We start from the raw sequence: 20,404 nt of genomic DNA, 5'->3' as shown, positions 1-20,404 counted from the left end.
TCGGCGTTCCGGGCGCGCGCGGGCGCGCGCCCTGGTGGCGGCGTGATCCGGCGCTGCGCGCGGACCGTAGGCTGTGCGCCGTGGCGAGTCGATGGGTGAATCTTCTGGCGGACGTGGCGCGCGCCGTTGTGTCGAACCGCACGCGCGCTGACCGACGGGCTGACGGGCGCTCTGCTGAAGGGCGCTCCGACGGGCGCGCTGACAGAAAAGGGGCGACGACGTCGGCTCGCCCCGGCCCGCGGCGGGCGTCCGCCGCCTCGCGGCCGGGCGCGAACTCCGCGGCCTCCGCCTCCCCCTCCGCCCCGGGCGCCTACCCGGGCGACTACACAGGCGCCGTCCGCGCCGAGTACGCCCCGCACCCGGACGGCGCCCCGGACCCGGGCGAGATCGTCTGGACCTTCGTGCCGTACGAGGAGAATCACACCCAGGGCAAAGACCGGCCGGTGCTGCTGGTCGGACACGACGGGCCGTGGCTGCTCGCGCTGCAGTTGACCAGCAAGGACCACGACCGCGACGCCGCGCAGGAGGCGCGCGCAGGGCGGTACTGGATCGACATCGGCTCAGGCCCGTGGGACCGGCAGGGACGCCCGAGCGAGGTCCGCCTCAACCGAGTGATCCGCGTCGACCCCGACGGCGTGCGGCGCGAGGGCGCCGTCATGCCCCGCGCCCTGTTCCAGCAGGTCGTGGCCGCGATGGCCAAGGCGCGCGGCTGACGGCTGCGCACCGCCATGCGGCGAGTCCGGGGATGGCGCCGGCGGGCGCGCACCCCTCTGGTATTGTGGGTGGCTGCGTGTCCGCCCAGGTCGGCGGGCACAGCCACAACTCCTCTCCAAGGGTTCCCCACCCCCAGTCCCGGAGTTATGGCCGCCCTCTACGACCTATCCGCTCGTTCTGTCACGTGGTTGGCAGGCGAACACACCAGGAAGTCCACCAGTGGCAAACATCAAGTCCCAGATCAAGCGCATCAAGACGAACGAGAAGGCTCGTCTGCGCAACAAGGCCGTCAAGTCGGAGCTGAAGACGTACGTGCGCCGCGTGCGCGACGCCGTCGCCGCTGGCGACAAGGAGGCCGCGACCACGGCCGTCGCCGCCGCGTCGCGCAAGCTCGACAAGGCCGTCTCGAAGGGCGTCATCCACGCGAACCAGGCCGCGAACCGCAAGTCGGCCATCGCGAAGCTGGTCAACGCGCTCTGAGCCTGACCTGACGCCCGCCCGGGCACACCACGCATGGGCGCCGCTCCCCTGGGGGTGGCGCCCATCGCTGTCCCCGGGGTACCCGCCCCCGCGCACGGGGAGGGGGCGCGGGTGGGCCCGGAGGGAACGGCTATCTCGTGGGGCGGGAGGGGCGCGCGGCGCGGGCGATCGTGAGGACCGCGGTCTCGACCGCATAGACCGGGTCGCGGCCCGCGCCCTTGACGTCGGCGTCGGCCTGCGCGACGGCGGTGATGGCGCCGGCCAGCCCCTCGGGCGTCCATCGCTGCAGGTCCTTCTGCGCGTTGCGCACCTGCCAGTCCTGCAAGCCCAGCTCGCGGGCAGTGACGGAGCCTCCGCGCAGCGCGGCGACCTTGGCCAGGGTGCGCAGACGCAGCGCGAGCGCCGCGACCAGCGGCACCGGGTCCGCCCCGGTCGCCAGGGCGTGGCGCAGCAGCGCGACGGCGCCGCCCGCGTCCCCGGCGACGGCGGCGTCGGCCACCTTGAACCCCGTGGCCTCGACGCGTCCACCGTAGTAGCGGTCGACGACGCCCACCGAGATGGTCCCCGTCGTGTCCGCGATGAGCTGCGCGACCGCGGACGCGAGTTCGCGCAGGTCGGCGCCGAGCGCGTCGAGCAGGGCGCGCACCGCCTCGGGCTCTGCCCGCCGCCGGGCGGCGCGCAACTCGCGGGCGACGAACTCAGCCTTGTCCGCGTCGCGTGTGAGGGCGTCGCACTGCAGCACGGGCGCGCCCGACCCGATGACGGCGTCGAGCATCCTCTTGCCCCGCTGGCCGCTGCCGTGGACGACGACGACGGTCGTCTCCGGATCGGGGTGCGCGACATGGTCGATCAGGTCGGCGTACAGGTCGTCGGCGCCGGCGTCGGCCGCGGTGATCACGACGACCTTCGCCTCACCGAACAGCGACGGACTCGCCGCGACCTGGAGTTGGCCGACGCCGTAGGCGGCGCCGTCCAGCACGACCTTCTCCGTCTGCGGGTCGCGCTCCCGGGCGAGCGCGACGAGTCCGTCGACGGCCCGCTCGCGCAGCAGCTCCTCGGGGCCGCGCACAAGCACCACGGGCGCGAGCGTGGGCTCGTCCCACGAGCGGACGTTGCCGGCGGGCGGACGGGCGCCCGAGCGGGCACGAGCACGGGATGCGGGAGGCACGGGCCCACTCTGCCACGGACCACCGACGCGCCCGGGCGTCCATGCGCCGCTCAGCCGCACGCCAGACCGATCTCGCCCCCGCGCACGACCAGCGCCGCCGTGCCACACCGGTCAGTGCGCACGGCCCTCGCCCCGACGCTCGCGTACAGGTCGAGCATCCGGTCGGTCGGGTGCCCGTAGGCGTTGTCCGCGCCCACGCTCACGAGCGCGACGCGCGGACGCAGCAGCCGCGCGAGCCCGGCTGACTGTGACGCCGAGCCGTGGTGGGCGACCTTGACGACATCGACGCCGTCAGCCGGCCCGATGCTCCCCGCGGCCCGCAGCGAGGTGAGCAGCGTCTGCTGGCCGTGCTCCTCCAGGTCGCCGAGCGCGATGACCTCAAGGCTCCCGCCCGGGCCCTGCGCCGTGAGCCCGAGGACGAGGCTGGCGTCGTTGGCGCCGTCGCCCTCCGCTGATTCGCCCGCGACCGCGGCGGGCGGGCCGCCCGCGCCGACGCCCGCGGACAGGACGCTGACCTCGACGCGCCACTCCCCCTCGCCCCAGGTCTGGGCCTCACCCTGGTCCGGGACCCGGCGCGGAACGCCGGCGCGATCCAAGAGGCGCTGAGAGTGGCGCGCGTTCGCGGCCGGCTCGTCGAGCGGGGACACCCATGCGGCGCCCACCTCACGCCCCGCGAGCACGCCGGCGAGGCCCCCGACGTGGTCGAGGTGGTGGTGCGTCAGCGCCAGCAGGTCGACTCGCGTCACCCCGAGCCGGTCGAGGCAGCGCCCCGCCGCGTCGCCCTCGGGTCCGACGTCGACGACGATGGCCGCCGTCGGTCCGGTGCGCACCACGAGCGCGTCGCCCTGCCCGACGTCGCAGGCCACGACCTGCCAGCCCGCCGGAAGGCCGCCTCCGCCCACGCCGACGCGCACCACCGCCGTCGTCGCGCCGGCGACCACGAGCGCCACCGTGGCGAGCGCCGCCAGCAGCCGCCGGTCCCCGCGGGTCAGCGCGCCGTGGCGCAGCCGCGCGAGCGTCGCGCGACCACGCCTGTGCGCGCCGCGCCGCGCACGCACGACCCCGTCGGACCAGGACCGTGGCCAGCCCTCGGCGGGTGCGCGGGCCAGCACCGGAGCCAGCACGGCGGCGCTCGCCGCGAGCAGGCCGAGCGCGCCGGGCACGCCCCCAGGCCACGGCAGCAGCGCGCCGGGCAGGGCGGCGCACCACTGAGCCACACCTGCGATCCACCAGGTCGCGCCACTGGCCAGCCATGCGAGCGCGTGCGCGCCCCATGCCCACCACGGCGCGGCCAGCGTCGCGGCGAGCCCGAGCAGGGTCGCGGGCGCCACAGCCGGCGCAGCGAGCAGGTTGGCGAGCGCCGACGTCGTCGGCAGCGCGGGCGACAGCAGGACGAGCACGGGCCCGCACGCGACCTGTGCCGCGATCGGCACGGCGAGCGCGAACGCGAACGCTCTGCCCAGCCACGGCTCCAGTCGCCGCAGGAGTGGCGGCGCGAGCAGCACGAGCCCGGCGGTCGCCGCGCACGAGAGCGCGAAGCCGAACGAGCGCGCGAGCCACGGATCGGCGCACAGCAGCACGGCGACGCATGCCGCGAGCGCCGGAACGGAGCTCGCGGGCCGGCGCAGCACGAGGCCGATGAGCGTCACCGCGCACATGGCCGCGGCACGCTGCACGCTCGGCTCGGGCCGCACCAGCAGCACAAACCCCGCCCCGACGAGCGCGACGACGGCGATCCGGACCGACCGCGGGGCACGCGCCGCCCCTGCGCAGGCCGTGACGAGGGTGAGCACGATCGCGAAGTGGCCGCCGGACACCGCAGTCAGGTGCGTGAGCCCGGTGGTCCGGAAGGCGTCCGCGAGGTCTGTGGGCAGGCGCGAGGTGTCTCCCACGGCCATGCCCGGCACGAGCCCCCGCGCTTGCGCCGACAGGCCCTCGGTGACGTCGAGCAGCCCCGCGCGCATCGCGTTGGTCGCCCGCACCACGGCGGGCGGCGACCGGGTCACCTCCGCGACCTGGGCCGTGGCCCGCGCGGCCTCCGCGGCGCCCACCGGCGCAGGCGCGAGTCGTGCCCGGACGACGACTCGCGCGCCGTACGGCGGCGCGTCCTGCGATGTCGTCACGGCCACCCGGCCCCGCGCGGCCGAGGTCACGGCGCGCGCGGTGAGCGTGTCGGCGGCGAGCGCCCACGTCTGTCCACGGCCGAACGCCGCCGGGCTCCCGTCGGCGACGACCCGTCCCGTCAGCACGACGTCGCAGCGGTCCGCCGCGAGCGCCTCAAGGGTTGCCGCGCCCGCAGCGCGGACGTGGACCGAGAGAGCGACCGCCGTGACGGCCGCGAGGATCAGGAGCAGGTGCGCGGACGCCGTCCGCGCACGGCACGGCCCGAGCGCCCCGCTTGACGGCGCCACTCGACGCACCCTCGCTCCCGGCACCAGCCGATGCGCCCTCGCTCCCGGCTCCGCCCGACGAGCCCTCACCAGCTCGGTGGCCGCCGTGAGTCCGAGCGCGAGCGCCGCGACGAGGGACGCCGCGACCACGACCGTTCGCAGGGCTGCGCCGGGGTCGGCGCGCGCGATCCCGGTCAGCGCCCATGCGGTGGCCCAGGCCCCGAGCGCCGTCGGGGCCAGGCGGAGGTCGACCTTCACACGGTCACCTGGTCGCGGAGCCCAGCCAGCAGGGCGGGTCCGATGCCGGAGACCTCGTCGAGCTCGTCCACCGAGGCGAACGCTCCGTTCTGCTCGCGCCACGCGATGATCCGGGCCGCGAGCGCGGGGCCGATGCCGGGCAGCGTGTCGAGCGTCGCCTCATCGGCCGTGTTGAGGTTGACGAGTCCCCCGTCTGATGGCGCGAGGCCGCCCCCGTCGGACGGAGGTCCCGACGTGGGCGGCGCGAGCATCTCGCCCGGCGCGGGCACCCGCACCTGCTCGCCGTCGACGAGGGGCCGGGCGAGGTTGACGGCGGCGAGGTCGGCGTTGTCGCTGGCCCCTCCCGCGGCCGCGACGGCGTCGGCGACGCGCGACCCTGCGGGCAGGGTCACGACGCACGGCTCGCGCACTTGCCCGACGACGTCGACGACGACGCTCGCCGCGGGCGCGTCGCCGGGAGATGCGGCGTCCGGCGAGGGGAACGCGGTGGACGGGGCCGGGTACGCGGCGTCCCCTGGCGCATCGGGCTCCGCGGTGGTCTGGCCTCCTGCCGTCCCCAGTGTCTCGACGCCGGATCGCGGCCACGAGACGACGGCGGCGCCGACGCCCAGGAGGAGAACCGCGCAGACCGCGACAATCGCCGTCCGTGGACGCAGCGCCCATCGCCTCGCGCCGGCGTGCTCCAACTCGGACTCGGCCCCTCCAGGCACGTGACCCTGAAGCGCCGCATACGCGGCCGCCGCCTGGCGCGCCGAGGCCGTGACCGCGCGGCGGTCGGCGAGGCGGGCACGCAGGTCGTCGGCCAGATCGGCGCGCGGGGCCTCGGCGAGATCGGCGCGGACATCGGCGAGATCGGGCGCAGCGCCGCCGGGGTCGGGCTCCGGCGCGTCCCGGCGGCTGATGTCGGTGTCCTGGCCGGTCTGCCGCGCGGCCCGCAGCCGCCCGAGCGCCGCCCCGTACGGTCCCTCGTCCCACTCGCTCACGGCCGCGACGCTAGGCCGACCCCGCCGCCCCGTCGGCCGGCGCCACGGCGCCTGTGGACGACGTCGGCCCAGAACGGCCTGGGGACCGCCTCAGTGCGTGTGGCCGCCGAGCTCCACCACGACGACGGCGACGGCTCCCGGGCCTGCGTGCGTGCCGAGCACCGCGCTCACGGGCGTCACGACGGGCTCCACGCCGAGCCGTTCGCGCAGGCTCGCCGCGGCCGCGCCAGCGCGCTGCGCCGCGCCGAGGTGGTGCACGGCCACGCCAGGGCGGTCCATCCCGGCGGCGTGCTGGACGGCGAGGTCCAGCATGCGTTCGAGCGCCGCGGCGCGGGTGCGCACGCGTTGCGCAAGGCGCACCTCACCGCCCTCGATCGTGAGAATCGGCCGGACCCCGAGCGCCGTGCCGAGCGCGGCAGCGCCCGCCGACAGGCGCCCCCCGCGCCGCAGGTGGTCGAGTGAGTCGACGAGGAAGAGGGTCCGGCTCGACGCGGCGACCTGCGCCGCCCGCGCGGCCACGTGCTCGGCGTCCTGCCCCTGCGCGGCGCACTCGGCGGCGGCCTGCGCCGCGAACCCGAGGCCCATCGCCACCGTCTGGGTGTCGACGGTGCGCACGGCGAGCATGGCCCGCTGACCGGCGCGCGCGGCGGCGTCGACCGTTCCCGAGATCCTGCCGGACAGGTGCACCGAGACGACCGCCCGCGCGCCGTCCTGTGCCAGGCGGCGGTAGACGTCGGCGAAGTCCGCGGGGGGCGGCTGCGACGTCGTCAGGCGGGCGCCTGACGCGATGAGGTCCGCGACCTGCGCCGGCGTGATGTCGATCCCCTCGCGCAGTTCGCTGTCGGGCGTCAGCACGCGCAGCGGCACGACGACGGGGCCGCCCGCCGCGCCGTCGGGCTCGTCGGCCGACGGCGGCAGGCAGGCGGTGGAGTCGGTGACGACGCGGACGGCAGGCGACGGCGCGACCGGCGCGACCGGCGCGGGCGCCTGGGCGCGTCGCGGGGACGTGTGCGGAAAGAGCTGGGTGAGACGCATGGCACGGCCACCCTAACGAGTCTCCACCAGGCAGCGCCCGCACCTGCGCGCTAGGTTGCGCGCATGCCGGAGCCACACGAGGACAAGGTCTCGACGAGCGCTGAGATCGCGGCGCTGCGCGCGGCCGCCGCGCAGGCGGCCGCTGATGCGGCGGAGGCGAGAGCGGCGGCGGCGCAGGCCGCGCTCGCCGCGGCCGAGGCCGCCGAGGCCGCCGATGCGGCCGATGCGGCCGAGGCCGCCGAAGCGACGCAACCGACCGCCGCCGCTCTCGACGGCTACGCCGCGCAGGTCGCCGCGGCCTACGCCGCCCCGGGCGGCGCGCTCCCGCTCGGCGCCCTGCTCGACGGCGAACCCGGCGCCGCGCCCACGCCGCACCCTGACGTCCAGGTGGGCTTCGCGCTGTCGACGCTCAACCGCCACGGCCTGGTCGCAGGCGCCACCGGCACGGGCAAGACCAAGACGCTTCAGGCCATGGCGGAGGGCCTCTCGCTCGCCGGCGTGCCGGTGTTCCTCGCCGATGTCAAGGGCGACCTGTCGGGGCTCGCGGTCCCGGGCGCGGTGAGCGACGCCGTCGTCGATCGCGCGCGCAGCGTCGGGCAGGCATGGGCGGCGACGTCGTTCCCGGTCGAGTTCTACTCGTTGGGCGGGCTGGGGTCTGGCGTGCCGATCCGCACTACCGTCACGGACTTCGGACCGCTCCTGCTGAGCAAGGTGCTGGGCCTCAACGACACGCAGGAGAGCTCGCTCGGCCTCGTCTTCCACTGGGCCGACCAGCAGGGCCTCGCGCTGCTCGACCTCAAGGACCTGCGCGCCACCATCGCCTACCTCGTCTCGGACGAGGGCAAGGCGCACCTCAAGGGCATCGGCGGCCTGTCCGCGGCGACGGCGGGCGTCATCCTGCGCGAGATCGTCGCGCTCGAGGCGCAGGGCGGCGACGTGTTCTTCGGCGAGCCCGCGTTCGCGACGGCGGACCTGCTGCGCACCGCAGCGGACGGGCGCGGCGTCATCTCGGCGCTCGAGCTGCCCGAACTGCGGGACCGGCCCGCGCTGTTCTCGACGTTCCTCATGTGGCTGTTGGCCGATCTCTTCCAGGAGCTGCCCGAGATCGGCGACCCGGACAAGCCACGCTTGGTGTTCTTCTTCGACGAGGCCCACCTGCTGTTCACGGGCGCGAGCAAGGACTTCCTTGAGCAGGTCACCCAGACCGTGCGCCTCATCCGCTCCAAGGGCGTGGGCGTCTTCTTCGTCACGCAATCCCCCAAGGATGTGCCTGCGCAGGTGCTGGCCCAGCTCGGCAACCGTGTCCAGCACGCACTGCGCGCCTTCACGCCTGACGACGCCACCGCGCTGCGGGCGGCCGCGCGCACCTTCCCGCACTCGCCCTATGACCTGGAGCGGCTGTTGCAGTCCCTGGCCACGGGCGAGGCGGTGGTGACCGTACTGACCGAGCGGGGCGCGCCCGCTCCCGTCGCGTGGACGCGCGTGCGCGCTCCGCAGGCGTCCATGGACCCGGCGCCCGCCGCGACGCTCGACGCCGTCGTCGCCGCCTCGCCCGGCCAGGCGCGTTACGGCAGCGCCGTCGACAACGAGTCGGCGTTCGAGCTCCTCCAGGTGCGCGTCCAGCAGGAGGCCGCGGCGCGCGAGGCGGCCGCCGCCGCGAAGGCCGCCGCGAAGGCCGCGGCCAAGGCCGAGGCGGACGCCGCGGCCGCGCGCGAGCGGGCCGCGCGCCAGGAGCAGGCCGACTTGGCGCGGATGCGCGCACGCCTGGAGCGCGAGGCCGCCACACAGCGGTCGAAGACGTCCGGCGGGTCGCGGTCCCGCGCGGCGAGCCCGCTCGACTCACTCCTCAAGACCGCGGGCAACACCCTCGCACGCGAGATCACGCGGTCGATCTTCGGCACGCGCCGCCGCTGACCGGACAGCGCGACGGCGCCGCACCCCGCGCAGGGTGCGGCGCCGTCGTCGTCGACTCAGCCCTCGATGGGCATCGGGTCCACGTGCCAGATGCGGTCCAGGTAGTCGCGCATCGAGCGGTCGGAGGAGAAGAACCCGCTGCGGGCCACGTTGAGCACCGCCGAGCGGCTCCACGCGTCCTGGTCGCGGTAGGCCGCGTCCACGCGCTCCTGTGCGTCCATGTAGGACTGGTAGTCGGCCAGCACCATGAACCGGTCCTCGTAGAGCAGGTTCGAGACGATCGGCTCGAACACGCTGCGGTCGCCGCCCGAGAACTCGCCGGAGGCGATGAGGTCGAGCGCGTGGCGCAGCGACGGGTTCTGCTCGTAGTGCGCCGACGGGCGGTAGCCCGCCTCCTGGATCGCGCTCGCCTCGGGCTCGGTCAGGCCGAACAGGAAGAAGTGGTCGTCGCCCACGAGCTGGCGGATCTCGACGTTCGCGCCGTCGTCGGTGCCCACGGTCAGGGCGCCGTTGAGCGCGAACTTCATGTTGCCCGTGCCGGACGCCTCCTTGCCGGCGAGCGAGATCTGCTCCGACAGGTCCGCGGCGGGGATGAGCGTCTCGGCGACCGTGACGTTGTAGTTCGCCGGGAACGCCACGCGCAGCGCCTGCGACACGACGGGGTCCGCGTTGACGCGGGCGCCGACGTGGTTGATGAGCGCGATGATCTCCTTGGCCATCTTGTAGCCCGGGGCGGCCTTGGCGCCGAAGACGACAGTGCGGTGCACCGCCGAGGCCGGGTCGAGCTCGCCCGTGCGCAGCTTGTCGTACGTCGAGACGACGTGCAGCACCTTGAGCATCTGGCGCTTGTACTCGTGCAGTCGCTTGACCATGACGTCGAGCATCGTGTCGGGGTCGATGACGATGCCGTCACGCCGCGCGAGCAGGTCGACCAGGCGATGCTTGTTGGCCTGCTTGACCTCGCGGAACTTGGCGCGGAAGGCGGCGTCGTCGGCCAGCGGCTCCAGCTCGCGAAGCCGCTCCAGGTCGGTGGCCCACCCGTCGCCGATGGCCTCGGTGATGAGGGCCGACAGACCCGGGTTGGACAGGCGCACGAACCGGCGCGGGGTCACGCCGTTGGTCACGTTCGTGAACTTCTCGGGCCACAGGTCCGCGAAGTCGGTCAGCACCTTCTCGCGCAGCAACTGGGAGTGCAGCTCGGCGACGCCGTTGATCTTCGACGTGCCGACGCTCGCCAGGAACGCCATGCGCACGGCGCGCTCGGGGTGCTCGGCGATGATCGACATGCGGCGCACCAGCATCTCGTCGTCGCCGTAGCGCTCGCGCACCTGGGCGAGGAACTCGTCGTTGATGCGGTAGATGATCTCCATGTGCCGCGGCAGCAGCCGGGACATGAGCTCGACGGGCCACACCTCAAGCGCCTCGGGCAGCAGCGTGTGACAGGTGTAGGCGAAGCACTTGCGGGTGATCTCCCACGCCTCGTCCCACGCCAGACCCTTGAGGTCGACGAGGATGCGCATGAGCTCGGGGATCGCGATCACCGGGTGGGTGTCGTTGAGCTGGAAGGTGATGCGCTCGGGCAGGCGACGCAGGTCGAAGCCCTCGCCGAGCAGCCGCTCGATGTAGTCGTGCAGCGACGCCGCGACGAAGAAGTACTGCTGCTGCAGGCGCAGCTCCTTGCCCTGCGGGGTCGAGTCCTCGGGGTAGAGGACCTTGGTGATGTTCTCGGCGAAGGTCTGGGCGCGCACCGCGGCGGCGTAGTCGCCGTAGTTGAAGATCTTGAGGTCGAACGCGCGGGTGGCGCGGGCGCTCCACAGGCGCAGCGTGTTGACGCGGCCGTTGAGGTAGCCGGGGACCATGTAGTTGTAGGGGATCGCCAGGACGGACCAGCCGGGCGTCCAGGTGGTGCGCTCGACGCCGTTGACCGTCGTCTTCTCGGTGTGGCCGCCGAAGGCGATCTCGACCTCCTGCTCGGGGCGGGCGATCTCCCACGGCGAGCCGTGGTCGAGCCACGAGTCGGGCTCCTCGACCTGGCGGCCGTCGACGAAGGTCTGGCGGAAGATGCCGTACTCGTAACGGATGCCGTACCCGATGGCGGGGATGTTCATGGTCGCGAGGGAGTCGATGAAGCACGCGGCCAGGCGCCCGAGGCCGCCGTTGCCGAGGCCCGGCTCGACCTCGGCGGCGCGCAACTCGTCGAGGGACAGCCCGAGGCTGGCCAGGGCCTCCTGGGCGATGTCCTCCAGGCCCGAGGCGATGAGCGCGTTGTCGAGCTGGCGGCCGAGCAGGTACTCGGCCGAGAGGTAAGCGACGCCGCGCACGGGCTGGCGGTACTGCTGCGTCACCGTGCGGTTCCACCGCGACATCAAGTACGCGCGTGCGGTCCGGGCCAGCGCGAGGTACTTGTCGTCGACGGAGGCGCGCTCCAAGGTCGTGCCCTGCGTGTAGGTGAGCTCGCGCAGGTACTGCCGCACGAAGCCCTCGACGGTGTGTTCCGGGGTGGCGATAGGGGGGGTCGTCTCGGTCACAGAACGACCCTACAAGCCGGTGCCGCACCCGGCACTGGCTGGGCAGGTTCCGCCGCGCGACGCAACGCGTGGTGGCGTCTGCCTGGTCGAACACCCCGCGCGCGAGCCCGCCGCGCGCCCCCGGTCGCGGGCGCGCGGCTGTCGCTCAGCGCGCGGCGGCGGGCGGGCCCGCGGCGCCCGACGTGACCGCCGCGCGGTGGCCGTCCTCGTCGGCCAGGCCCACGACGGCGCGCGCCCGCGAGCGCCCCGAGGCGTCCTTGGTCACCACGTACGAGGCGTCGACGTGCGGCTCCAGGGCGCTGACCTTGTCGTTGGGCGCGCCCACCACGAGCTGGAAGCCGAGCCCGCGCCAGGCGCCGACGGCCCGGCCCGAGAACTGCGCGTCGGCCTTGATGAGGGCCTCGTCGAGCAGGACGGGCGCGTAGCGGGGCCGCTCGGCTCCCGCGTCGCCGAGCTGGTAGCGCAGCGCGGCGCCGACGATGAACGCGACGAGCTCTTGGGACTCGCCGCCCGACTTCTCACCGATGTGGTCGTACAGGGCGACGTGCGCGCCGGCCAGGTCGACCTTCTCGGCCGACAGCCGCACGTGGCGGCGCACGTCGATGAGGTCGGCGCGGTCGGGGGCGCCCGGCCGCAGGCGGTCGATGAGGCGCGCCATGCGGGCGTACCGGGCCTCGCGATCGGCGTCGCTCGCCTGGGACGACAGCAGCTCGCGCACGTCGCGCAACTCGCGGCGGAACCGGGAGACGAGCGCGGACTGGACGGGGCGCGCGTCGATGCGCAGGCGATGGTCGTCGTCGGCGAAGGGCAGGTCGGCGAGGATGCGGTTGACGGGGTCGATGCGCTCGGTGATCTCGCGCAGCGACCGGGAGATGGTGCGCTCCAGGTCCGTCAGGTCATCACCCGACATGCGCAGCAGGCTGCGGCGCCAGTCGGCCTCGAGCTCGTGCAGCCGGTCGGTCTCCAGCGTCGTGAGCACGCGCTCGTAGTCCGCGTACGACTCGTCAGGGTCGGCGCCGAGGTTGGGGTCGTCCCACTGGCGCTTGAAGCCCTCGAACGCCGCCCTCAGCGCGTCGCGATGCGTCTCGACGGCGGTCGCCGCGGTCTCGCGGTCGTGCCGCAGGCGTTCTGCGGCGCGCGAGACGACGGCGTCGAACGCGGCGAGCGCGGCCTGCGGGTCCTCGCTCTCCCGCGAGCCGCCGACGCCGTCGCCGCCCGCGGCGGGCGCGTCGGCCAGCACCTCGTCGAGGTAGGCGCGCTGACGCTCGTCGACGCCCTCGCCCCGGTCCGCGGCGGCGTCGAGCACGCGCTGGGCGGCGTCGACGTCGTCGGTGACCTGCTCCCATCGGGCCTGCAGCTCAGCGGCCAGGCCCTTGGCGAGGCCGAGGTCCTGCGTCAGCGCGTCGACGCGGGCGTCGACCTCGCCGGCGCGCGAGCGCAGGTCGTCGAGGTCGGGGTGCTCGGCGCGAGCCTGGTCGATGACGTCACGCCAGCGTCGGCACGCGTCCTGCGCCGCCTCGACGTCGACGGCGTCCCAGGTGAGCTCGACGACGACGCGCGCCGCCGCGGCCTGGTCCTCGACCGCGTCGAGCCGCAGCGCCGCCCCCCGGAAGGCCTCGGCCGCGGCGCGCAGCACGGTTGTGGCGGACTCGATCTCGCGGTCGAGCTCGGCCAGGCGACGGGCGTTGGTGAAGCCGAGCACGTTGGCGCGCCCGCGCCCGCCGTGCGCCCCGCGAGACCCCTCGGAGGTCTGGCCCGCGCGGGTCAGCGCCTTGGCGTGCCGGGACAGCTCGTCGGGCGAGTCGACGCACGTGAACGCGAACCGCTCGGCGAGGCGCTCGCGCAGCCAGCCCTCGAACGGGCCGCCCGCGTGGTCGAGGCGCCCCGGCAGCGTCGCCGGGTCGGGCCGCGACTGGCTCACGACGCCGGTGGGCACGCCCTCGAAGCGCAGCCGCACCGCGGACGGGACGGCGTCGATCGCGGAGCGGAACCGGTCCAGGTGCGCGGCGTCGAGCAGGAGCGTCGTCGCGAACGCGCCGAGGGCCAGGTTGAAGGCCTCGCGCCACGGCTCGTGCTCGGTGCGGACCTCGACCAGCTCGGCGACGAACGGTAGGTCGTCGACGTCGAGGCCCGCGGCGTGCGCCAGCGCCACGCGGGCGCGGTGCAAGGGCTCGGGGACGTTGCCGTGGCGCGCGGCCAAGGCCTCGCGCTCGGCGGTCACCTCTGCCAGGTCGCGCTCGGCGGCGACCTGGGCGTCACGCGCCCGGTCGCGCGCCTCGAAGGCGGCATGCCGGTCCTGGTGGTCGGCGAGCCGCACCTGGGCCGCGGCCACGATGCGGTCGAAGTCGGCCTTGCCTGACACGCTCGTGCCGAGCACCTCGAGCGCGCCGTCGAGGCGCCCGCGCCGCTTGCGCGCCTCGGCGAGCGCGGCCTCGGCGCGCGAGCGCTCACCCTCGGCCTGGTGCAGCCGCTCGCCGCCCGCGGCCCACAGCTGGGCCCGGATCGCGTCGAGTTCGGCCTTGCCGCCCTTGACCGCCGCATCCAGGTCGCGCACACGGTCGGAGGCGGCGCGCGATTGGCGGCGCACGTCGTCCTCGAGCGCGCGCAGCAGCACCGCGCGCCGCTCGGCGCGCCACAGCCCGAGCGGAGAGTCGTCGCCCGTCCCGCCGTCGCCCGACGCCGAGCGCGTGACGCCGTCGACGACGGCCAGCCGATCGCGTGCGGCGTCGACCGCGGCGCGATGGGCGCGGATGGGCGCGAGCGTTCGCACCTGCTGCTGCGCGGTGAGCATCTGCTCGCGTGTGCCGGCGAGCTCGTCGAAGTGCTCGACGACGACGTCGGCCTTGGCGAGCGTCTCGGGCTCCTCGAGCACCATCGACTTGTACAGGGCGTCGACCGTGGTGATTTGCTGGCCCGCCTGGATGCGCGCGAGCAGGCCCACGGCCTTGTCCCCGCCGCCCGCGGCGCCGATGCCCAGGGTCGAGTACAGCCGGGCCGCGAACTCGCGGTCGGTGTCGAAGCAGGTGAGCCCCAGCGCCGTCAGGCTCGCACGCGCGAAGCGCTGCTCGGCCGCTGGAGCCAGCCCGCGCAGGGCGAACGGCCCGGCGACCGTCGCGCGGACCGCGGTCAGCGCGTCCATGGTGGTCGCGCCCGCGGGCACGTACCAGGCGCGGATCGCGGTGAGCTCGCCACCCGACTGGTCGGCCCAGGTCATCGCGATCGCGGTCCACGTGTCGCGGCCGTCACCGCGCAGCACGCGCTCACGCGTGCCGTCCGCGGTGCGCGACTCGTCGAGCTTGCCGCGCGCGTACGAGATGACGTTGCGCTGGTCCTTGCCGCGAGGCCGGCCGACGACGCCGCCGTTGGACGCGCCGTTGAACGGTGTGGTGTGCGGCATGAGCAGCGCGATGTAGGCGTCCATGAGCGTGGACTTGCCCGAGCCCGACCCGCCCGCGAGCAGCGTCGCGGTCGAGGCCAGGCGCACGCGGTGCGGCCCGTCGTAGCCGCCCCAGTTGACCACCTGCAGGTCCCGGGCGACCCACTGCTGCCCCGTGGAGGCCGCCGGGATGAGCCCGAAGAGGGTGTCGACCATCGTCATTCGTCGTCCTCCTCGTCATCGTCGCCATCGCCGCCGGCTGCGACGACGCCGAGCCCGTCGGGGCCGGGGCCGTCGGGCGAGACTCCCCCGGCGCGCAGCCACGCGGCCAGCTCGGCGAGCTTGTCGATCGGCAGCACCACCTCCACCAAGGCGGTGACGCGGTAGCGCCCGGGCGCCTCCTCCACGAGGAAGCCCTCGGTCACGAGCTTGGCGATCGCGGCGCGCACCTCGCGCTGGCGCAGCGCGCGGTTCGTCTCGGCGGGGTCGAGATAACTGAGCACCCACTGCTCAAGCTCCTCCGCGTCGACGCGCGCCGCCGTCTGCCCCGCGCGGGACTCCTGCTGGTGCAGCGTGCGCAGCTGGACCAGCAGCACCGTCTCGACACGGGTGTACGCCTCGTCGCGCAGCAGGATCGGGATGTCGACCTCGCCCGTGCGCACCTGCCGCTTGTAGGCGATGCCGCGGTCGCGGTCGACCACGAGCGTGACGAACAAGTCGTGCAGCCGGGACTCGATGACCGTCTGATGCTCCAGCAGCGCCCTCCACCGCTCGGGCGTGCGCTCTGCCGACAGGTGGCGGCGGCGCAGCAGGTCCACGAGCACGACCCGGGCGGCCGGGTCGAGCGTGCCGGTGTCTCCGGCGAACAGCTCGACCGGGTCGGACTCCATCGCGACGGGCTCGATGAACCCGTCCTGCTCGGCGCCCACCTCGGCGTCGACGTCGGTCATTGGTCCCCTTCGGTGTGATCGTCGTGTTCGCCCTGGTCGGCGCCACTCGGCTCGGGCCCGCGGGTCAGCGCGACCCCCTCGAACGCGAGCCGCCGCCGGGTGCCGTCGGGGCGCACGGCCTCGACGACGGCGACCTCGTCGCGCTCGACCAGCCCATGGCGCGCGCCGAGCTCCAGCAGGCCCACGAGGTCGACGGGGCGGCGCAGCCCGTCGTCGGCGCCCGAGAACACCGCGGCGACGTCCACCGGGCCGCCGTCGGCGTCCGCCTGCGCGAGCAGCGCCGCGAGCTGCGGGTAGCGCGGCCCGCCCCACGCCTGCGCGTGCTCCAGCGACGGCTCGTCGCCGTCGTCGTCCCACTCCGCGAGCGGCTGCGGGCCGTCGGCCGGGCGCAGGTCCGCGAGCGTCGTGCGCAGCCGCCCGACGCCGGCGCGCGGCAGGCGGCGCAGCGGGTCGACGGGCTGCGCGCGCCGCGTCGTCGGCATCCACGCCCCGAGCCCCGCGATGACGTCGCGCAACAGGTCGTCGACCTGCCGGTCGCGCAGCGGATCGTGGTGGCGCACCTGCGTCGTGATGACGCGCGACGCCTGCCGCTGCGCCGTGAGCACGTCGACGAAGCCCTGCTCGATGCGCTGTGTGATGGCGTGCAGCTCGGCCCGCTGCCGCTGCGGCAGCCGGGACGCGAACGGGTGCCGCACGATGAGGTCGAGGCAGTCGGCGAGCTGGTCCAGGCGCTGCGGGTCGTCGAGCAGACGCCGGGCGCCGGCGAACGCGCGACCCTCCGCGGTCGCGTCCATGAGGTGCTCGGCGCGGTCCAGGTAGTCGCGCAGCACCTCGCCGGTGGGACGCTCGTCCTGCCGCAGGGCCGTGACCGTCTCGCGCTGGATCGACCGGATCGACTCGGCGACGCGCGCGAAGTCCGCGGGCAGCTCGCGCACGAGCGCCAGCACGTTCTCGGCCGCCTCGAGCAGCTGCTCGTCGTCGACCGGCTCAACCACGCCGTCGCGCTCGAGCCGCGCACGCTCGGTCTCGCGCACCTCGATCTCGCGCGTCAGCCGGGCGATGCGCGCGAGCGCGTCGGGGTTGGCGTCGTCGGCCAGCCGCTCGACGGCCTCCAGCAGCGTGAGCACGCGCGAGCGCGTCACCCGAGCGTGCCCTCCCCCGGCGCGCCCCGCGACGTCCAGGGCGCCGACCGCGTGCGCGGACAGCCGGTAGGTCTCCCCGCCCTCGCCCCGTCCCGCCGCGGGCGCGCCGGCGTCGCGGGCGTCGTCGGCCTGGCGCACCAGCCAGCCCGCCTCGACCCACCATCGGCACAGCTCGCGCGCCGGGCGGTCGGGCAGGTCGTCGTATCCGGCCGCGCGCAGCTGGGCGATCGCGTCGGCGATCTCGGTGTGCGCGTCGGCGACCTGCACCACCGCGCGGTCGGGGCGGAACACGCTCGACAGCAGCGCGACCACCAGCGGCGCGTCGCGCTTGTGCAGCAGCGCGAGCATGGGGCTGCGGAACGCGCGCAGCACCCCCGTGTAGGAGCCTTCGATGCGATTCATGGACGCTTGTCGACCGCGTCCCTAGACGACGATGTTGACCAGCTTCGGGGCGCGCACGATCACCTTGCGCACCGGCTTGCCGTCCATCGCCTTGACCACGTTCGGCTCGGCGAGGGCAGCGGCCGAAAGCTCGTCGTCACCGATCGACGGGGACACCTCCAGGCGCCCGCGCACCTTGCCCTGCACCTGCACCACGCAGGTCACGGTCTCCTCGACCAGGTAGCGCGGGTCGGCCACCGGGAACGGCTCGTACGCCAGCGACTCGGGGTGCCCCAGCCGTTCCCACAGCTCCTCGGCGATGTGCGGCGCGAGCGGCGCGACCATCTGCACCAGCGGCTCGACGGCGGCCCGCGGGACCGAGTCCAGCCCCGTCAGGTGGTTGTTGAGCGTGATCAGCTTGGCGATGGCCGTGTTGGGGCGCATGCCCCGCATCTCGGCCGTCACGTCGGCGATGGTGCGGTGCAGCGCGCGCAGCGTCTCGTCCGACGGCGCGGCGTCCGTGACGGTCACCTCGCCCGTCTCCTCGTCCACGACGTTGCGCCACAGGCGCTGCAGGAACCGCTGCGAGCCCACGACGTCACGCGTGTTCCACGGCCGCGACAGGTCCAGCGGGCCCATCGACATCTCGTACACGCGGAAGGTGTCAGCGCCGTACGCCTCGTACATCTCGTCGGGCGTCACGACGTTCTTGAGGGACTTGCCCATCTTCCCGTACTCGCGCGTGACCGGCTGGCCCTGCCAGGTGTAGACGCTGCCCCCGTCGGCGCCCGCCTCCTCGACGACCTCGGCCGCAGGGACGGGGAACCCGTGGGCGTCGCGGAACGCGTAGGCCTGGATGTAGCCCTGGTTGAACAGGCGCCCGAACGGCTCGGCCGAGCTGACGAAGCCCAGGTCGTGCAGCACCTTGTGCCAGAACCGCGCGTACAGCAGGTGCAGCACGGCGTGCTCGACGCCGCCCACGTACAGGTCGACACCGCCCGCGGGACCCGATGTCGGGTTGTGGCGCGGGCCGAGCCAGTACTCGTCGAGCGCCGGGTCGACGACGGCCCCGGCCGCCGGGCCCGAGTTGGTCGGGTCGAGGTAGCGCAGGTAGTACCAGCACGAGCCCGCCCAGTTGGGCATGGTGTTGGTGTCGCGGCGGTAGCGCTTGGGCCCGTCGCCCAGGTCGAGCGTGACCTCGACCCACTCGGCGTTGCGCCCCAGCGGCGCCTCGGGCTCGGAGTCCTTGTCCTCGGGGTCGAACGTGCGCGGGGAGTAGTCGGGCACGTCAGGCAGGTCGACGGGCAGCAGCGACTCGGGCAGCGCGACCGGGCGCTCGTCCTCGTCCCACAGGATGGGGAACGGCTCGCCCCAGTAGCGCTGGCGGCTGAACAGCCAGTCGCGCAGGCGGTAGGTCGTCGTGCCCGCGCCGACGCCGTGCTCCTCGAGCCACGCGGTGGCGCGGGCCTTGGCCTCGGCGACGCCCAGGCCGTTGAGCACCAGGTCGCGGGCGGGGATGTCGCCGGCGTCGGGCGCGGGGCTGTTGATGGCCACACCGTCGCCGGTCCACGCGGCGTCGATGCCCTCGGGCAGGCCACCCTCGGGCGCGACGGTGTAGACCACCGGCAGGTCGAACGCGCGGGCGAACGCGTAGTCACGCTCGTCGCCGCCAGGCACGGCCATGATCGCACCGGTGCCGTAGCCCATGAGCACGTAGTCGGCGGTGAAGACGGGGATGTACGTGCCGGTGAGCGGGTTGATCGCCAGGTGGCCCGAGAACACGCCCGTCTTCTTGCCGGCGTCGGCCTGCCGCTCGACGGCGGTCTTGGCGGCCGCCTCACGGCGGTAGGCGGCCACGGCCGCGACCGGGCTCTCGTGCCCGCCCGTCCAGGCGCCCTTGGCGCCGTCGGGCCACCGGGCGGGCACCTCGTCAAGCAGCGGGTGCTCGGGCGCCACGACCATGAACGTGGCGCCGAACAGCGTGTCGGGCCGCGTGGTGAAGACCTCGACGCTCTCGCCGGCGCCCGCGGCGTCGAAGTCGGCGGTGCCGACGACGTCGAACCGGACAGTGGCGCCCGACGAGCGCCCGATCCAGTTGCGCTGCATCGACTTGACCTTCTCGGGCCAGTCGATCAGCGCGAGGTCGTCGGTCAGGCGGTCGGCGTAGGCCGTGATGCGCATCTTCCACTGGCGCAGCGCCTTGGTGAACACCGGGAAGTTGCCGCGCTCGGAGCGCCCGTCGGCGGTGACCTCCTCGTTGGCCAGGACGGTGCCCAGGCCGGGCGCCCAGTTGACGGGCGACTCATCCACGTAGGCCAGGCGCTGGGCGTCGATGACGTCGCGCTGCTCCAGCGCGGTCAGGTCGGCCCACGCCGTGCCCTCGGGGTAGCCGGGCACAGGCCGCACACCCGCGGCCAGCTCGTCGCGCAGCTCCGAGATCCGGCGCGCGCGCCCGCGCCCGCCCTGTCCCGAGCCTGTCGCAGGGTCGGGGCGGACGGCGTCGGCGTCGTACCAGGAGTCGAAGATCTGCAGGAAGATCCACTGCGTCCAGCGCACGTACTCGGGGTCGATGGTGGCGAACGAGCGGCGCGGGTCGTGCGCCAGGCCCATGCGCCGCAGCTGGCGGCGCATGGTCGCGATGTTGGCCTCGGTGGTGACGCGCGGGTGCTGGCCCGTGGCGACCGCGTACTGCTCGGCCGGCAGGCCGAACGCGTCGTAGCCCAGCGCGTGCAGCACGTTGTCGCCGCACATGCGCCGGAATCGCCCGACGACGTCGGTGGCGATGTAGCCGAGCGGGTGGCCCACGTGCAGCCCGGCGCCCGAGGGGTACGGGAACATGTCCATGATGAAGTAGGGGTCGCCGGTGGCGCGGGCGCCGCCGGTCCCGGTGAGCTCGCCCGTCGGGTTCGCGGCGTGGAACGTGCCGCGCTCCTCCCAGCGGTCCTGCCAACGCTGCTCGATCTGCTGCGCGAGGGCGGGGGTGTACCGGAAGGCGGGCTCGCGGGAGGACTCGGAAACCGGGGTGGCCTGGGCGGCGTCGGACGTGCTCACGACTCGCCATCCTAATGCGGGCCCCGGCGCACGA

At 74.6% G+C, this 20,404-nt stretch carries 12 protein-coding genes; 3 read left to right on the top strand and 9 right to left on the bottom strand.

Translation table 11 applies throughout. From position 1 onward, the window contains the following. The first annotated feature begins 113 nt into the window (after positions 1 to 113). Positions 114 to 713 (top strand): type II toxin-antitoxin system PemK/MazF family toxin, encoded by a 600-nt coding sequence (locus tag EV386_RS02525; RefSeq protein ID WP_242607803.1) that lies wholly within the window; start codon positions 114 to 116, stop codon positions 711 to 713. A gap of 220 nt (positions 714 to 933) precedes the next feature. Beyond that, complete coding sequence (rpsT, locus tag EV386_RS02520) at positions 934 to 1,194, top strand: 30S ribosomal protein S20 (RefSeq protein WP_130412027.1); 261 nt, start codon at positions 934 to 936, stop codon at positions 1,192 to 1,194. A 130-nt stretch (positions 1,195 to 1,324) separates the two neighbouring features. Here the strand turns inward: rpsT and holA are convergent, their stop codons facing one another. The 4 genes from holA to EV386_RS02500 all read right to left on the bottom strand — a co-directional run bounded on the left by holA (position 1,325) and on the right by EV386_RS02500 (position 7,028). Further along, positions 1,325 to 2,362, bottom strand: a complete 1,038-nt coding sequence (holA, locus tag EV386_RS02515; protein ID WP_130412019.1) for a DNA polymerase III subunit delta — start codon at positions 2,360 to 2,362, stop codon at positions 1,325 to 1,327. Between the two features lie 50 nt (positions 2,363 to 2,412). Next, entirely contained in the window at positions 2,413 to 5,010 is a 2,598-nt protein-coding gene (locus EV386_RS02510) for a ComEC/Rec2 family competence protein (RefSeq protein WP_130412018.1), read from the bottom strand. Beyond that, positions 5,007 to 5,993: a ComEA family DNA-binding protein gene (locus EV386_RS02505; RefSeq protein ID WP_242607802.1), complete on the bottom strand. Its 987-nt coding sequence runs from the start codon at positions 5,991 to 5,993 to the stop codon at positions 5,007 to 5,009. The genes EV386_RS02510 and EV386_RS02505 overlap by 4 nt, the downstream gene beginning before the upstream one ends. A 90-nt stretch (positions 5,994 to 6,083) precedes the next feature. Then, complete coding sequence (locus EV386_RS02500; protein ID WP_130412016.1) at positions 6,084 to 7,028, bottom strand: DegV family protein; 945 nt, start codon at positions 7,026 to 7,028, stop codon at positions 6,084 to 6,086. Between the two features lie 63 nt (positions 7,029 to 7,091). Here EV386_RS02500 and EV386_RS02495 point away from each other — a divergent pair, with 63 nt between their 5' ends. After that, a complete protein-coding gene (locus tag EV386_RS02495) occupies positions 7,092 to 8,942 on the top strand; it encodes a helicase HerA-like domain-containing protein (protein ID WP_130412014.1) in 1,851 nt (616 codons plus the stop codon). Positions 8,943 to 8,998: 56 nt separating this feature from the next. Here the strand turns inward: EV386_RS02495 and EV386_RS02490 are convergent, their stop codons facing one another. The 5 genes from EV386_RS02490 to leuS all read right to left on the bottom strand — a co-directional run bounded on the left by EV386_RS02490 (position 8,999) and on the right by leuS (position 20,370). Next, complete coding sequence (locus EV386_RS02490) at positions 8,999 to 11,470, bottom strand: glycogen/starch/alpha-glucan phosphorylase (RefSeq protein WP_130412013.1); 2,472 nt, start codon at positions 11,468 to 11,470, stop codon at positions 8,999 to 9,001. 145 nt (positions 11,471 to 11,615) lie between these two features. Next, positions 11,616 to 15,068: an ATP-binding protein gene (locus EV386_RS02485; RefSeq protein ID WP_130412011.1), complete on the bottom strand. Its 3,453-nt coding sequence runs from the start codon at positions 15,066 to 15,068 to the stop codon at positions 11,616 to 11,618. Further along, positions 15,065 to 15,796 carry a DUF4194 domain-containing protein gene (locus EV386_RS02480; RefSeq protein WP_130412009.1) on the bottom strand — a complete coding sequence of 244 codons (732 nt, stop codon included), beginning with the start codon at positions 15,794 to 15,796 and terminating at the stop codon, positions 15,065 to 15,067. Before EV386_RS02480 ends, EV386_RS02485 begins: the two co-directional genes overlap by 4 nt. Further along, a complete protein-coding gene (locus tag EV386_RS02475) occupies positions 15,793 to 17,340 on the bottom strand; it encodes a DUF3375 domain-containing protein (RefSeq protein ID WP_130412007.1) in 1,548 nt (515 codons plus the stop codon). Before EV386_RS02475 ends, EV386_RS02480 begins: the two co-directional genes overlap by 4 nt. 21 nt (positions 17,341 to 17,361) lie before the next feature. Continuing rightward, positions 17,362 to 20,370, bottom strand: a complete 3,009-nt coding sequence (gene leuS / locus EV386_RS02470; protein ID WP_130412005.1) for a leucine--tRNA ligase — start codon at positions 20,368 to 20,370, stop codon at positions 17,362 to 17,364. Positions 20,371 to 20,404 lie beyond the last annotated feature (34 nt).

This window comes from Xylanimonas ulmi (assembly GCF_004216535.1).
Taxonomy (GTDB): Bacteria; Actinomycetota; Actinomycetes; order Actinomycetales; family Cellulomonadaceae; genus Xylanimonas; species Xylanimonas ulmi.
The sequence above is the reverse complement of the archived record's forward strand: the minus strand, read 5'-3'. Positions and strand labels throughout refer to the sequence as shown.

What these genes read in the sequence shown, in the direction of transcription:
- EV386_RS02500 (WP_130412016.1), bottom strand. Translation starts at nt 7,028, where the DNA reads ATGCGTCTCACCCAGCTCTTTCCGCACACGTCCCCGCGACGCGCCCAG.
- EV386_RS02495 (WP_130412014.1), top strand. Translation starts at nt 7,092, where the DNA reads ATGCCGGAGCCACACGAGGACAAGGTCTCGACGAGCGCTGAGATCGCG.
- EV386_RS02485 (WP_130412011.1), bottom strand. Translation starts at nt 15,068, where the DNA reads ATGACGATGGTCGACACCCTCTTCGGGCTCATCCCGGCGGCCTCCACG.
- EV386_RS02480 (WP_130412009.1), bottom strand. Translation starts at nt 15,796, where the DNA reads ATGACCGACGTCGACGCCGAGGTGGGCGCCGAGCAGGACGGGTTCATC.
- EV386_RS02475 (WP_130412007.1), bottom strand. Translation starts at nt 17,340, where the DNA reads ATGAATCGCATCGAAGGCTCCTACACGGGGGTGCTGCGCGCGTTCCGC.